Raw genomic sequence first — 14,243 nt, 5'->3', positions numbered from 1 at the left:
TTGATATATTTCAAGTTGTGTTCTATATATTTGGAAAATCGTCGATATCATTTTATTTACTAAGGTTACTCCCGCAAGTAACCTTTTCGTATTGTACAAATTGGATAGACTAGTTTACAATCGAGCGTATATAAGGGGGAGTAATATGAAGCGCATTTCAATTTTAATAGCGGATGATGAGGCAGAAATTGCTGATTTAATTGAGATACATTTAGAAAAAGAAGGTTACCACGTCGTGAAAGCAGCTGATGGAGAAGAGGCAATTCATGTTATTGAAACGCAGCCAATCGACTTAGTGGTTTTAGATATTATGATGCCGAAAATGGATGGTTATGAAGTGACGCGCCAAATTCGCGCGAAGCATCATATGCCAATCATTTTCTTAAGTGCGAAAACATCTGATTTTGATAAGGTGACAGGTCTTGTATTAGGTGCAGATGATTATATGACGAAACCTTTTACACCGATTGAATTAGTTGCGCGTGTAAATGCACAATTACGCCGATTTCTTACGTTAAATCAGCCGAAAGTAGCGGAGAATAAATCTGCTTTAGAGGTAGGTGGGGTCGTTATTGATCCAGAGCGAAGAACAGTAAATGTGTACGGAGAACAAGTTGAATTAACACCGAAAGAGTTTGATATTTTATATTTATTAGCGAGCCATCCGAAGAAAGTGTACAATGTAGAAAATATTTTTCAGCAAGTATGGGCGGATGATTATTTTGAAGGCGGAAATACAGTTATGGTACATATTCGTACATTGCGGAAAAAACTTGGGGAAGATAAAAGAAAGAATAAGTTAATAAAAACAGTGTGGGGAGTAGGGTATACTTTCAATGGTTAAAAAGATGAGAAGCTTTCGCTCGAAGATGGTTATGCTATTTGCGTTAAGTATGATATTTGCTGGTGGCGTAACGTATATCATTTATGAAGGATTACGGATTTATTATAAATTAGTCGTTCGTTTTGAGGATCCGTTAGCTCAATTTCGTTCCATGGTAAGACAAATTGGGGATGTTAATTTCTTTTTAATTATTTTCATCCCTCTATCCATTATGTTTTTCTTCTTCCTTACTAGACCTTATGTAAAATATTTTGATGAGATTTCAAGCGGGATTCATCATTTGGCGAACGGAAATTTTTCAAATGAAGTGCGCGTGTCATCAAATGATGAGTTTGGATATATCGCACGTGAAATAAATGTAGCGAGTGAAAAATTAAAGGAAGCAGTAGAACGAGGCGACTTTGCGGAAAGTAGTAAAGATCAACTCATTGTTAACTTAGCTCACGATTTGAGAACGCCGTTAACGTCTGTTTTAGGTTACTTAGATTTAATTCTTAAAGATGAGAATTTGACGAAGGAACAAATTAAACACTTTTCCACAATTGCTTTTACGAAATCGGAAAGGCTGGAAAGTTTAATTGATGAGTTATTTGAAATCACAAGAATGAATTATGGGATGCTGAAGCTGGAAAAAAGATCGATTGATATAGGTGAATTGCTTATTCAGTTAGATGAAGAATTATATCCGTTATTAGAAAAGAAGGAATTAGAAGCGAGATTGAATATCACGCCGCAGTTACCTATTAACGGTGACGGGAAGTTATTAGCGAGGGTATTTGAAAATCTTTTAACGAATGCGATTCGCTACGGGTATGATGGAAAGTTTGTTGATGTGAACGGGTACATTGAAGGTGAAGAGGTAGTCGTACAAATTATTAATTACGGAGACAGCATTCCAGAAGAAGATTTACCGTATCTTTTTGATATGTTTTATACAGGTGATAAGGCAAGATCAGAGCAGCAAGGTGGTACAGGCCTTGGGCTATTTATTGCGAAAAATATTGTTGAGCAGCATGATGGAAAGATTTCTGCTGAAAGTAATGTGATTAGAACGATATTTGAAGTGAGATTGCCAAAAGAAGAGAGCGAAGTAATTTAATAAAAATTTAAACTTTACCCCACTTTTTATTTTAATAGTTTTTTCTATTCTATACGTAAGTTACGTTAAGGAGGAACTAGAAATGAAAAAGTGGGTATTTATTTCTTTTTTTATAGCATGCACAATCTGTGTAGGCGTTTATATATCACCATTATTTCAAAAAGAGATCGATGTTAAAATTGCCGACAAAGATAATACAGTAAGAGCTGCGAATACGGAAAACATAGAGGTTACAAAAGAAGAAATTTATAAGGGGGATCTGTTATTAGTTAATAAAGATTACCCAGTTAAAAAAGATAGCATTAGGTCTGATATTATAAATGTAAATCACAATAGTGAATTAGTAAGAGGTTACGTCATATTTGATAGAAATCTTCGCTTATCAAAGGGTGTTGTGGAAAGTTTTTTGAACGTTGTCGATGCAGCTGGAAAAGATGGAGTACAGCATTTCTTAATGAGTAGTGGGTATCGAGATTTTCAAGAGCAAAGTAAATTATATAAAGAAATGGGATCTGACTATGCACTTCCAGCAGGATACAGTGAACATAATTTAGGGTTATCACTCGACGTTGGATCTACGCAAAAGAAAATGGAGAGAGCCCCTGAAGGAAAGTGGATTGAAGAGAACGTATGGAAGCATGGCTTTGTTTTACGTTATCCGAAAAATAAAAGTCATATTACAGGTATTCAATATGAGCCGTGGCATATACGTTATGTCGGCTTACCTCATAGTGCGATTATGCAAAAGGAGAAAATTACATTAGAGGAATACTTAGACTTCTTAAAAGAGAAAAAAGAAATCACAACCGATGTGGAAGGTAAGAAATATACGGTTTCTTATTATAAAGTTTCCGGGAACAGGAAAGTGAATGTTCCAGCGAATAAGCAGTATGAAATTTCGGGGAATAATATGGATGGGGTTATTGTGACGGTACAGGAATAGATAATTTTGATTCTCCCATTAAAGTCCGATTGGTGAGGGCTAATAATCAGTGGGGATGAAGAAAACCCCACTGATTAAAGTTTCACTTTATATGATGAGGATTGTAATGAACACATTTTCAATGGTGTTCATTACGGGTAAAAAAGGTCGGAGCTTCATCAACATTCTTCAGCCATATATACTCTTGACTATGTAAGCTATCCTTCATCCAGACATCGCCTTTATATACATTTGTTTTCTTGCGAAGCCAAGTAAGATAAGGGCCAATAACTTGAGGTTCTTCATCACGTTCATTCTGTTTTGGGAACGAGATTTGTTTCTGTTCTTCTGTTTTTATATTGATCATATAAAGTGTTGTAAACATCGCCGGAACAGGGCCTTCTTTCCATGCCTTGTTTTCTTTCGCACGGGCTACAACCACTTTGTTTGGTGAAAACCATTCTAAATCAAGGTCTACATAACCGACAGGTGTGTAGACCTTTTGTTGTTTTGCTATTACCATGTCTGCAACTGTAAATTTTTTATTTTCTACAAAAAATCTTCCTTCTCCTGAAATATAGGCCAGTTGATTGGCTGATGGAGCCCACTTCATCCAGTCTTTGAACCATAGCATGTTACCAATCGTTCGAAAGTGTTTCCCTTTTGATGAGATAACACATAATGTATTGCTATCCATTGCTAAGGAGGCAGTAGGACTAGCCAAAAAGCTAATCCACTTTCCATCAGAACTCCACTTGAAATAGTTAGCGTTAATCGCAAATAAATCAGTTTCATTTGTTTGAATCGTATAAAAAGGCTTTATTTTATCTTTAGCAAGATTTGCATCGACTGGTATTTTATAAAGTGGAATTGTGCCCCATCCGGTCGGACGCAAGCAGGATTGTGAGGAGACGATAAATTCCTTTCCGTTCGGGAACCATTCGAAATCACTAACCCCAAGTGATACATTTTCAAAACCTTGTGGGCGACCGTTTTTAATTTTTGTAACGTTTAATAAACCTTGATCAGTGTAAGCCAATTGATTTTTATTTGGTGACCACTTAAAGTCAGATGTTACGACTCTTACATAAGGCTGATAGTTTATTTTCTCTTTCGTATCATAAATGAATAAGTTAGATTCTTTACCCGCTTCATCACTATCAATATAGCCAATAAACCTACCGTCATAAGACCATTTTGGAGAATACACATATCGATTTTTTGTGATTTGTATTTCTTGATTTCCTGTCTTTATCCATAGCTGATGGTCCCGGATAAATGCAGCCGTGAGTGATGGAGGGGCTGCGCTAACCGTTGTTGGTACATACAAAGTGATTAAAATTATAAATAATAAAATTCGAAATCCCAAGAATATCCCTCCTACTTATAGGGTGTCCGAATATGTAATGGAAACTCATATTCTAATATAAAATTAAACATTATAACGTTATATTTACTTCTCCCTTTTTTTATGTTACGCTAAACGTGTGAAAGTGATATAAAAATGAAATTTTAATGTAAGCGTATTCTTATGGCTTCTTATAGAAAAGGGTGGAAATACAATGACAGAACGATTCGTACTACGTAATGTGAAACGTGTGAACGGGGAAGAGATTGACATTGTAATTGAAAATAATAAAATCGCACAGGTGACGAAAGCTGGTGCTGGTGAGGGTGGAAAGGTTCTTGATTACTCTGGTACTTACGTATCGAGTGGCTGGATTGATTTACACGTTCACGCTTTTCCAGAGTTTAATCCGTATGGCGATGAGGTAGATGAAATTGGCGTTAAGCAAGGGGTAACGACAATTGTTGATGCGGGTAGCTGCGGAGCTGATCGTATTGCAGATTTAGTACAAAGTAGAGAACAGGCAAAAACGAATTTATTTGCCTTTTTAAACATTTCTCGCATCGGTTTGAAACGAATTGATGAATTGTCCAATATGGAATGGATAGATAAAGAGAAAGTAATAGAAGCAGTAGAAAAGTATAAAGATGTAATCGTTGGGTTAAAGGCGAGAATGAGTAAAAGTGTCGTTTGTGATAGTGGAATTGAACCGCTTCATGTTGCGCGCTCGTTATCTCGTGAAACATCATTACCGATTATGGTACATATCGGTTCAGCCCCTCCTCGCATTGAGGAAGTTGTACCTCTTTTAGAAAAAGATGATGTGATTACACATTACTTAAACGGGAAGGAAAATAATTTATTTGATGAAGAAGGCAAACCGCTACCTGTGTTACTAGATGCAGTGAAGCGCGGTGTTCATTTAGATGTTGGGCATGGTAATGCTAGTTTTTCTTTTAAAGTAGCAGAAGCGGCGAAGCGTCACAATATTGCTTTTAATACAATTAGTACAGATATTTACCGGAAGAATCGTATACACGGTCCAGTATATAGTATGGCTCACGTTCTTTCGAAATTCCTTTACTTAGGTTATCCGCTAGAAGAAGTAATTGATGCGGTGACGAAACATGCGGCAGAGTGGCTGAAAAAACCAGAGCTTGGCCGTATTCAAGAAGGCGATATTGCAAACTTAACTTTATTTACGGTGAAAGATGAGAAGGTTACGTTAATTGATTCAGAAGGGGATCAGCGCGTTGCTGAAAGAAGAATTGATACGAAAGGGGTTGTAATCAATGGGTCATTCATTGAATGCTAAGTACGGATTAAAAAGAGTGATTAATGCGAGCGGTAGAATGAGTATTTTAGGTGTATCCGCTCCGACAAATACAGTTATGGATGCGATGAAACATGGTGGACAAAATTATGTGGAAATTGCAGATTTAGTAGATAAAGCAGGAGACCATATTGCGAGAATTCTAGATTCAGAGGCAGCAGTTGTTGTAAATTCAGCATCGAGCGGAATTGCACTTTCTATCGCTGGTATCGTTACAGAAGGAAATCGCCGTAAAAGTGAAAGACTTCATCAAGAGGTCATCACGAAAAACGAAGTGATTATGTTAAAAGGTCATAACGTTCAATACGGTGCTCCTGTTGAAACGATGATTTATTTAGGCGGCGGTAAACTTGTAGAAGTTGGTTACGCAAATGAAGGGAAAGCAGAGCATATTGAAGATGCGATTGGTGAAAATACAGCGGCGATTCTGTATGTGAAATCCCATCATGCTGTGCAAAAAAATATGATTTCTGTTGAAGAAGCATGGGAAGTTGCGCAGCGAAATAACATCCCGCTTATTGTCGATGCGGCAGCTGAAGAAGACATTCAAAAATATGTGAAGTATGCAGACCTTGCCATTTATAGCGGATCAAAGGCAATTGAAGGACCTACTTCTGGTATTGTTGGCGGGAAACGAAAATATATTGAGTGGCTGAAAGTGCAATTACATTGCATCGGAAGAAGTATGAAAGTTGGGAAAGAAACAACTTTTGGCTTACTTCAAGCGCTTGATGAGTACGGAGTAAAAGAAGATAAGAGTGAGCAAGAAAAAGAGTTATTACAAGTACTTATGCCGCTGAAAGAATTAAACGGTGTAAATGTAACAATCATTCAAGATGAAGCAGGAAGAGCAATCTTTAGAGCACGTATTCACATTAACGAGAAAGAGTTAAATAAATCAGCAAAAGACGTTGTAACAGCATTACGCGAAGGGGAAATTGCCATTTACACACGTGATTACGGTGTAAGACAAGGATTCTTTGATATTGATCCACGTCCACTTCAAGGTGATGACATACATGTAATTGAAGAAAAAATGAGAGAAATTGTAGGGGGAAACTAAAATGACAAACATTCAAAAACGTTTTTATAAAGGCCGTGTAGCATTAAATGTATTAGCGAACAATACCCGAAATGCGAAAGATATTTTTGAAGCAGCAGAAGGTTATGTAGTAGTAGGCGTGTTATCAAAAGACTATCCAACAGTAGAGGAAGCAGTTACAGCGATGAAAGCATACGGAAAAGAAATTGATGACGCGGTATCAATCGGACTAGGAGCAGGAGATAATCGCCAAGCAGCAGTTGTAGCTGAAATTGCGAAGCATTATCCTGGTAGTCATATTAACCAAGTGTTCCCTTCAGTTGGAGCGACACGTGCAAATCTTGGCGGAAAAGATAGCTGGATTAATAGTTTAGTATCACCAACAGGAAAGGTAGGGTACGTAAATATTTCTACTGGTCCAATTAGTGCAGCTGGAGAAGAAAAAGCAATCGTTCCAATTAAAACAGCGATCGCACTTGTACGTGATATGGGCGGAAATTCATTGAAATACTTCCCAATGAAAGGTTTAGCTCATGAAGAAGAATATCGCGCAGTTGCGAAAGCATGTGCGGAAGAAGGATTTGCCTTAGAACCAACGGGCGGAATTGATAAAGAAAACTTCGAAACAATTGTACGCATTGCGCTTGAAGCAAACGTAGAGCAAGTTATCCCGCACGTGTACTCTTCTATTATTGATAAAGAAACTGGTAATACGAAAACAGAAGATGTTCGTGAATTATTAGCGGTAGTGAAGAAGTTAGTTGATCAATATGCGTAAGAAAATTGCAGCATTCGGCGAAGTAATGATGCGTCTGCAAGTACCAGGACATGAATTGTTATCGCAAGCAAATACGTTAAAATACTCATTTTCTGGTACAGGTGTGAACGTTGCAGCAGCACTTTCTCATCTCGGGCATGAAGGTTTTCTTATTTCAACTTTACCGGAAAACTCGGTTGGGGATGCTGCGATATCACATATTCAAAAGTTAGGCATTCGGGCGCCGTTTATTTCAAGAGCTGGTAAATATGTCGGCATGTACTTTTTAGAAAATGGATTTGGTGCACGTGCAAGCCGCGTTACATATTCAAATCGATTAGAAAGTAGCTTCAATACGGCATGTGAAGAGATGTACCAGTTTGAAGAAATCGCCAAGGAAATTGATATCGTTCATTTTTGCGGGATTACACTTGCAATGAATGATACGGTGCGCCATCATATGAAATCTTTAGCGAAAGCAGTTAAAGAAAACGGAGGCACTGTCGTTTTTGATTGCAATTATCGTCCATCACTTTGGGGAGAAGATGGATATGAGCAGGCGAAGCCGCATTATGAAGAAATGCTAGCTCTTGCTGATATCGTTATGATGAATGAAAAAGATGCAATGTTCGTTCTTGGAATGCAAACAGAAGAGAGGGAGCGAGAGGCGCAACTTGTTGATCTTATTCCGAAAGTGGCTGAAACATATCATATAGCTACAATTGCTGGTACACATCGCTCTATTAATAGCGATAATACACACTCGCTTCGAGGGTTTATATGTAAAGATGGTGCGTTCACTTTTGCAAAAACACTTACGTTTTCTGTATATGATAGAATAGGTGCTGGAGATGCTTATACGAGCGGGATTATTCATGGCGAGATAGAAGAGTTTGCACCAGAGAAAGCTGTTTCATTTGCGTCAGCAGCTGGAATGCTTGCACATACAATCGTCGGTGATACGCCAATGTCATCAGAGAAGGATATACTTCGGGCAATGACGGCATCAGTAGGTGATGTAGAAAGGTAGTGGGTGTAACGGTGAACGTAACGAGAAAAAAAGGACCATTATATTTACAAATAAAAAATATTATTCGTGATCGAATATTGCATGGTGTATATGCGATTCATACGAATATTCCTTCCGAACCGCAGTTAGAAGAAGAGTTCAAAGTAAGTAAAATTACAGTGCGTAATGCGATTAAAGAACTTGCTCAAGAAGGATATTTGGAAAAGAAAAGCGGTAAAGGAACGAAAGTCATCCGTAATACTTCTGCGACAAAGTTGTCAAAGGGTAAGAAATTTACAGAAGTGTTAGTGGAAGAAGGGTATAAAGTACAAAAGAAATTGCTAAAAGCAGAAATCGTTCATAATGAAGAAGGAACAGTGCCGTTTCGATTATTCGGTAAGGAGAGTTTCCGTATCGAACGTTTATATGCTTTAAATGATGCACCGTATATTCATTATACGCACTATTTCTCAGCACACATGGCAAGTACAGATTTATCGGACTTTGACTTGCAATCGCTTTACGATTTAGTGGAAGACCGAGGTATACATTTAGAAAACTTCAGAGATGAATTCGCTGTTGGACTTGCGCCTAGCTTCGTTGCAGAAGCGTTAGGTGAAAAAGAGGGGACAGCGCTATTAAAACGTATGCGCTATTCTTACGATGAAGTTGGCGAAGTAATTGAATATAGCGAAGGCTACTACAATACAGAAATGCAGCATTATGTAGTGAATTATGACGTATAAAAAGAGGGGATTGTCCCTCTTTTTTTATAAAGTAAAACATGAATTGGATGCATCCCACACCAATCGGATGTTTACTGTCCATAAATATGAGGGAAAAGTAAGGAGAATGCGAGATGGATATATATTTATTAATCGTCACGTTACTTGCGATCGCAATTGTTATTTTAGGGGTATCATGGTGGAAATGGCATGCATTTATTAGTTTAACAGTTGCGAGTTTATTTTTAGCTATCATGTCTGGACTGAATTTAACGAAGATAGTGACGGCCTATGAAACTGGTGTTGGTAGTGTACTAGGGCATTTAGTTGGTATTTTAGCTCTCGGAACCATTTTAGGGAAAATGATGTCCGATTCAGGGGCCGGCATGCAAGTGGCAGACTTCTTTATTCGATTTTTCGGTGTGAAGAAACTACCTTGGGCTATGTTATTTGCAGGATTTGTTATAGGGATTCCGGTATTTTTCGAAGTGGGGATCGTCATTTTATTACCACTTGTTATTTCAATTCGAAAAACGACGAAGCAAAATATATTATTAATTGCGTTACCTGTTATCGCTGGATTATCTATTGTTCACGGGCTCGTGCCACCACATCCAGGGGCGATGACAGCAATCGGTATTTATAACGCGAACTTAGGAAAGGTACTTTTATATTCATTAATTATCGCGTTACCAACAGCCATTATCGCAGGACCGATATTTGCAAAGTGGGTACATAAGAGAGTTATACCTGAAAATGAACCAGAGCTCGTTCGAGTTACGACTGTATCAACTGATTTACCAAGTCGTAAGGTTTCATTCTTTATTATTTTATTACCAGTTGTATTAATGATTTTATCAGTAGTTGCACCATATATTTCATTACCGAAAAAGATAACTGAATTTTTTGTGTTTATAGGGAGTCCAGTAATTGCTTTACTTATTTCATGTTTCGCAGCGTTCTATTTACTTGGAATAAGACAAGGAATTAATAAAAAGGTGATTAAAAAGTTAACGGATGAAAGTTTATTACCGGTTGGTTCCATTATTTTAATTATCGGTGCAGGCGGTGGGTTTAAACAAATATTAATTGAAAGCGGCGTTGGAACGGCGATTGCACAAATGGCAGAACATATATCGTTATCGCCGATCGTCTTAGCTTTCATGGTAGCTGGATTAATTCGAATTGCAACAGGTTCAGCGACAGTAGCATTAACGACAGCAGCAGGAATTGTTTCACCAGTTATTCAGCATATGTCAGGTGTAAATTTAGAACTGCTCGTTATTGCAACGGGTGCAGGATCATTAATGTTTTCTCACGTAAATGATGCAGGATTCTGGCTTGTAAAAGAGTATTTAGGATTAACGGTGAAGGAAACGTTTAAGACGTGGACGGTGCTCGAGACATTGTTATCATTTATTGCATTTGGCTTTGCGCTTTTATTAAATACTTTTATTTAGAAGATACCTTAATTGGTATCTTTTTTTGATGAAGCCCATTTCCGAAAACAAGCCCGTTTTTAGGTGAGCCAAGCTTCCTATTCGCCCTGAAAACATACTATAAATGGAATCCCCTCATTTAGAGCAAGGTGAACTTGTTATGAATGATACTAAAGGAGGAATATAGTAATGAGCGAAAAGTGTGAACACAGACATGATGATTGTAACCGCAGACATGGGTGCGGCGGCGGTTTTGCGCTTCTAATCGTATTGTTTATTTTATTAATTATCATTGGTGCTAGCTGCTTCGGCGGAGGCGGAGGCGGTTGTGGTTATGGTGGTTACGGCGGTTATGCTGGCGGCTATGGTGGATATTGCTGCTAATTATTAAAAACTATTGAAAATAGCCTTGTGCATACTGCACAAGGCTATTTTATTCATACTTTAATATGCTGTGATAATTTATTAATGTACAGAGAACGGATTAAGAAGAAGAAAATGATCTCGATAATCCCGAAAAAGGTAAGTATAATCAATAACTCTTTTAGTAACGAGAAAGAAAACATGCTTTGTAAAAACTTAACCGCAAATAATGTGTGAACACCAGCAACGATATACGGGACGAAAAATAAAATCCCTAGTTGAATCGTTGCAGAACGAAACATTTCTGATTCAGTTAATCCAAGCTTTGTAATCGTAATATACTTTTGCCTTTCGGTTGTTAAGTCATTATACATACGGAAGTATAAAACACTAGCCGCACCGATAAAGAAAATAAAGCCAAGAAATGCCCAAATAAAGAAGTGAGCAATTGCATTATCTTTACTGTTAATGAGTTCATCAGTAGCAGTGTGAATATAAAATGGCTTGAAAAAATTTTCTTCACCCTTATGTGCTTCATATAAGTTATTTGCATCTTGATCTAATATGTTTAATATATTTTTTGTCGGGATAATTGCATTTTCCCAATTTTCCACGAAGTAGTTATAAATAGTAATTGTTTCAATATGAGGAATCATATTTTCAATTGCATTATCTTGCATAACAATGAGATGAGGTAATGCAAAGGAGGGTTCGATTCCTTTATTAATAAATCCTTTAATATGAAATTCCTTTTTATTAGAGCCAAGTGTAATTGTATTTTGTTTAGCAAATGGGTTTGATACAAGATTTAATAGTTCTGGCGCATAGCGAGAAATAATGTAAACTTGTGTAGAATCAAGAGTAACTGCTGGTCTATTTAATTGTTTGGCAATCGCGTTATAATCACTCATTTTCATTAGCGCAATGTCTTCTTTTAATGCTGTATCTTTTAATACTGTAAATTTATATTTTTTGTAATCGAAATTGTTATTTGTAAGCTCCGTTTCAATTGTAGTAATATGCTTTTGTTCAAGGGAATTGTCACCTTCTGATGTATAAGTGAAGGGAACGGGATATCGTTCTAGTACTGATGCTTTCGTATTATTATTAGCGGCAAATAACCCGATAATAATAGTAAATGCAAGTGCAGATAGCATAGAAACAATAAAGAGTACGTTAATATTACTACGGGTACGAGCAACTAAGTCTGAAATCCATAACATATTTATTTGTTTTAAATAAAACTTTCTGCGCTTCTTTAAAATATGGATGAAAAGAAGGAATGTTTGTGAAAAGAATAAATATGTCCCGACTATTACAAGTGGCAAAATAGATAACATAATAAAGAAGACAGATCCATTTTGTACATTTTCTTCTGTTACGTAGCCTTGTGGATAACCGGCGATGTAATAGCATAGCCCTAAACAAATTAAAGCGAATAAAGAGATGAGTATAGATGGCCTTTTTTCAGCTTTCATTTTTTTGTTACCTTTAATGAGCTGCGCTGTTTTACGAGTACGAATGAACATTGGCGTAAACGTAGAAACGATTAAAAATAAAATGATAAACGTTACAGTTGTAACGATGATCGCTTCTGTCGGCCAATATAAATAGAGACCTTTTGCACCTGTTAATTTCGAAGTGACTAATAAGAAAAAGTTAGAAAATACAAGACCACCTTGTATCCCGATAAAAATAGATAATATCCCGATTATCATGTTTTCTGTAAATAACAGTCTTTTTAATTGTTTCTGTGAGATTCCAAGAATAGTGAGTATCCCGAATTGCTGCTTCCGTACATTTAAAAATGTTCCAACTGAATATAAGAGAAAGAAGAACGAGAACATAACGATCACAAGCTGTGCCGTACTAGCTAAGTTCATTAGCGGATCACGTTCTTGAAAGCTTTGTGTATTTTGTAAGCGCGGATGGTACGCATATACAGTAAATGAAAAGAAAACCATGATAGAAAATGCACTACTTACAAAATAAGCGAAATATGCTTTAGAATTACGCGAGACATTTTTAAATGCAAATTGCCAAAATGTCATCCACGTCTTCCTCCTAATAATGCTAAAACATCTAATATTTCTTGATAAAACTTCTCGCGATATAGCCCGCGGTGTAGTTCATTGTAAAGCTCGCCATCTTTAATGAAAATGACGCGGTTACAATAACTTGCTGCGAATGGATCGTGTGTAACCATTAAAATTGTTGCATCTTCTTCTTTATTCAATTTCGTAAATAGCTCCATTACGTCAATTGCTGCTTTTGAATCTAAGTTTCCTGTTGGTTCATCAGCAAGTAGAAGTGACGGATGATGAATAACAGCACGTGCTACTGCGGTACGCTGTGCTTGTCCTCCAGAAACTTCAAAAATACGTTTGTCCAAAATATGATCAATGCCAAGCTTTTTTGAAATGTTATCAAGCTTTTCGTCCATTTCTTTTAATGGAACATTATCTAATGTTAAAGGTAGTACAATATTTTCACCGATTGTTAGTGTGTCTAGTAGGTTAAAGTTTTGGAAAACAAATCCTAACTCTTGTCGGCGGAAAATAGCTAGTTTCTCTCTACGAAATGTGTGCGGTTTTTTGCCGTTAATCACGACATCACCAGAAGTAGGAGAATCAATTGTAGAGATAACGTTTAAAAATGTAGATTTCCCACTACCAGATGGTCCCATGATAGCTACAAATTCACCTTTATCTACATGTAAATTTATATTTTTTAAAGCGGTATGAGGGACTTTTCCTTCATACACTTTTGAGACGTTTTTTATGTGTAAAACTTCTTCCATAGTAATCACCTTTCTATTCTTTAAAACTTAATGTGTTGTGATAATTTTTGCATATAAAAGGAACGAATTAAAAGGAAAAATAAAATTTCAACTGTTCCAAAAATCATAAGTACGACTGTAATCTCAGCGAAGAACGAGAGATGTAAAACTTCTTGCAGCATCTTTGTCGCAAACATCGTATGAATCGATGCCATAATGTATGGAACAAAGAACAGAATCGCGAGTTGAATTGTAGCAGATCGTTTCATCTCAGCTTCTGTTAAACCGATTTTTGTAATCGTTACATACTTTTCTTGCTCGTTTGTTAAATCGGTATACATCCTGAAATAAAGAACACTGCCAGCACCAATAAAGAAAATAACACCTAAGAAAGTACCAATTAAGAAGAATGAAGCGACATTTTGTTTTGTTGTGTATAGAGAATCGCTTGCTTCACTTGCATGGAAAGGCTTGTGATCTGCTTGAATGTTGTTCGCATCGGTATTCATTTTGTCTATGAATGACGAGCCGATGTTATTAGCCTTTTCCCAGTCTTTAACTTTAAAGCTATATACACTCATCT

General features: G+C 36.8%; 13 protein-coding genes and 1 pseudogene. 10 read left to right on the top strand and 4 right to left on the bottom strand.

Annotation, left to right across the window (positions count from 1 at the left end; genetic code table 11):
- Positions 1–145: 145 nt before the first annotated feature.
- From MR113_RS17080 to MR113_RS17070, 3 genes are all read left to right on the top strand, one after another.
- Entirely contained in the window at positions 146–844 is a 699-nt protein-coding gene (locus MR113_RS17080) for a response regulator transcription factor (RefSeq protein ID WP_048529658.1), read from the top strand.
- A complete protein-coding gene (locus tag MR113_RS17075) occupies positions 837–1,943 on the top strand; it encodes a HAMP domain-containing sensor histidine kinase (RefSeq protein WP_242255704.1) in 1,107 nt (368 codons plus the stop codon). The genes MR113_RS17080 and MR113_RS17075 overlap by 8 nt, the downstream gene beginning before the upstream one ends.
- Before the next feature lie 82 nt (positions 1,944–2,025).
- The gene (locus tag MR113_RS17070) at positions 2,026–2,886 is read left to right on the top strand and encodes a M15 family metallopeptidase (RefSeq protein ID WP_242255702.1); all 861 of its coding nucleotides are present in this window, start codon (positions 2,026–2,028) and stop codon (positions 2,884–2,886) included.
- Between the two features lie 118 nt (positions 2,887–3,004).
- On the opposite strand, the gene MR113_RS17065 is transcribed toward MR113_RS17070, so the two are convergent.
- On the bottom strand, positions 3,005–4,234 hold the full coding sequence (locus MR113_RS17065) for a translocation protein TolB (protein ID WP_242255700.1): 1,230 nt from the start codon (positions 4,232–4,234) through the stop codon (positions 3,005–3,007).
- 193 nt (positions 4,235–4,427) lie between these two features.
- Here MR113_RS17065 and MR113_RS17060 point away from each other — a divergent pair, with 193 nt between their 5' ends.
- From MR113_RS17060 to MR113_RS17030, 7 genes are all read left to right on the top strand, one after another.
- The gene (locus MR113_RS17060; protein WP_242255698.1) at positions 4,428–5,528 is read left to right on the top strand and encodes an amidohydrolase/deacetylase family metallohydrolase; all 1,101 of its coding nucleotides are present in this window, start codon (positions 4,428–4,430) and stop codon (positions 5,526–5,528) included.
- A complete protein-coding gene (locus MR113_RS17055) occupies positions 5,506–6,609 on the top strand; it encodes a DgaE family pyridoxal phosphate-dependent ammonia lyase (RefSeq protein WP_242255696.1) in 1,104 nt (367 codons plus the stop codon). Before MR113_RS17060 ends, MR113_RS17055 begins: the two co-directional genes overlap by 23 nt.
- Position 6,610: 1 nt before the next feature.
- Positions 6,611–7,366 (top strand): 2-dehydro-3-deoxy-phosphogluconate aldolase, encoded by a 756-nt coding sequence (dagF, locus tag MR113_RS17050; RefSeq protein ID WP_002191030.1) that lies wholly within the window; start codon positions 6,611–6,613, stop codon positions 7,364–7,366.
- Positions 7,359–8,375, top strand: coding sequence for a sugar kinase (locus tag MR113_RS17045; RefSeq protein ID WP_242255694.1), 1,017 nt, complete (start codon positions 7,359–7,361; stop codon positions 8,373–8,375). The genes dagF and MR113_RS17045 overlap by 8 nt, the downstream gene beginning before the upstream one ends.
- Positions 8,375–9,100 (top strand): GntR family transcriptional regulator, encoded by a 726-nt coding sequence (locus tag MR113_RS17040; protein WP_242255692.1) that lies wholly within the window; start codon positions 8,375–8,377, stop codon positions 9,098–9,100. Before MR113_RS17045 ends, MR113_RS17040 begins: the two co-directional genes overlap by 1 nt.
- A gap of 113 nt (positions 9,101–9,213) precedes the next feature.
- Positions 9,214–10,539 (top strand): gluconate permease GntP, encoded by a 1,326-nt coding sequence (gene gntP, locus MR113_RS17035; RefSeq protein WP_063259501.1) that lies wholly within the window; start codon positions 9,214–9,216, stop codon positions 10,537–10,539.
- Between the two features lie 168 nt (positions 10,540–10,707).
- Positions 10,708–10,902 (top strand): YjcZ family sporulation protein, encoded by a 195-nt coding sequence (locus tag MR113_RS17030; RefSeq protein ID WP_242255691.1) that lies wholly within the window; start codon positions 10,708–10,710, stop codon positions 10,900–10,902.
- A gap of 53 nt (positions 10,903–10,955) precedes the next feature.
- Here the strand turns inward: MR113_RS17030 and MR113_RS17025 are convergent, their stop codons facing one another.
- The 3 genes and pseudogenes from MR113_RS17025 to MR113_RS17015 all read right to left on the bottom strand — a co-directional run.
- Entirely contained in the window at positions 10,956–12,932 is a 1,977-nt protein-coding gene (locus MR113_RS17025; RefSeq protein WP_242255690.1) for an FtsX-like permease family protein, read from the bottom strand.
- Positions 12,929–13,681 carry an ABC transporter ATP-binding protein gene (locus tag MR113_RS17020; RefSeq protein WP_000393250.1) on the bottom strand — a complete coding sequence of 251 codons (753 nt, stop codon included), beginning with the start codon at positions 13,679–13,681 and terminating at the stop codon, positions 12,929–12,931. The genes MR113_RS17025 and MR113_RS17020 overlap by 4 nt, the downstream gene beginning before the upstream one ends.
- Before the next feature lie 20 nt (positions 13,682–13,701).
- Positions 13,702–14,243 (bottom strand): annotated as a pseudogene (locus tag MR113_RS17015) (ABC transporter permease); the annotation flags it as partial.

The sequence above is a fragment of the Bacillus cereus group sp. BfR-BA-01379 genome, assembly GCF_022663605.1.
Lineage (GTDB): Bacteria > Bacillota > Bacilli > Bacillales > Bacillaceae_G > Bacillus_A > Bacillus_A mobilis.
Note: the sequence above shows the minus strand (reverse complement) of the source record. Positions and strands in the feature narration are given on the sequence as shown.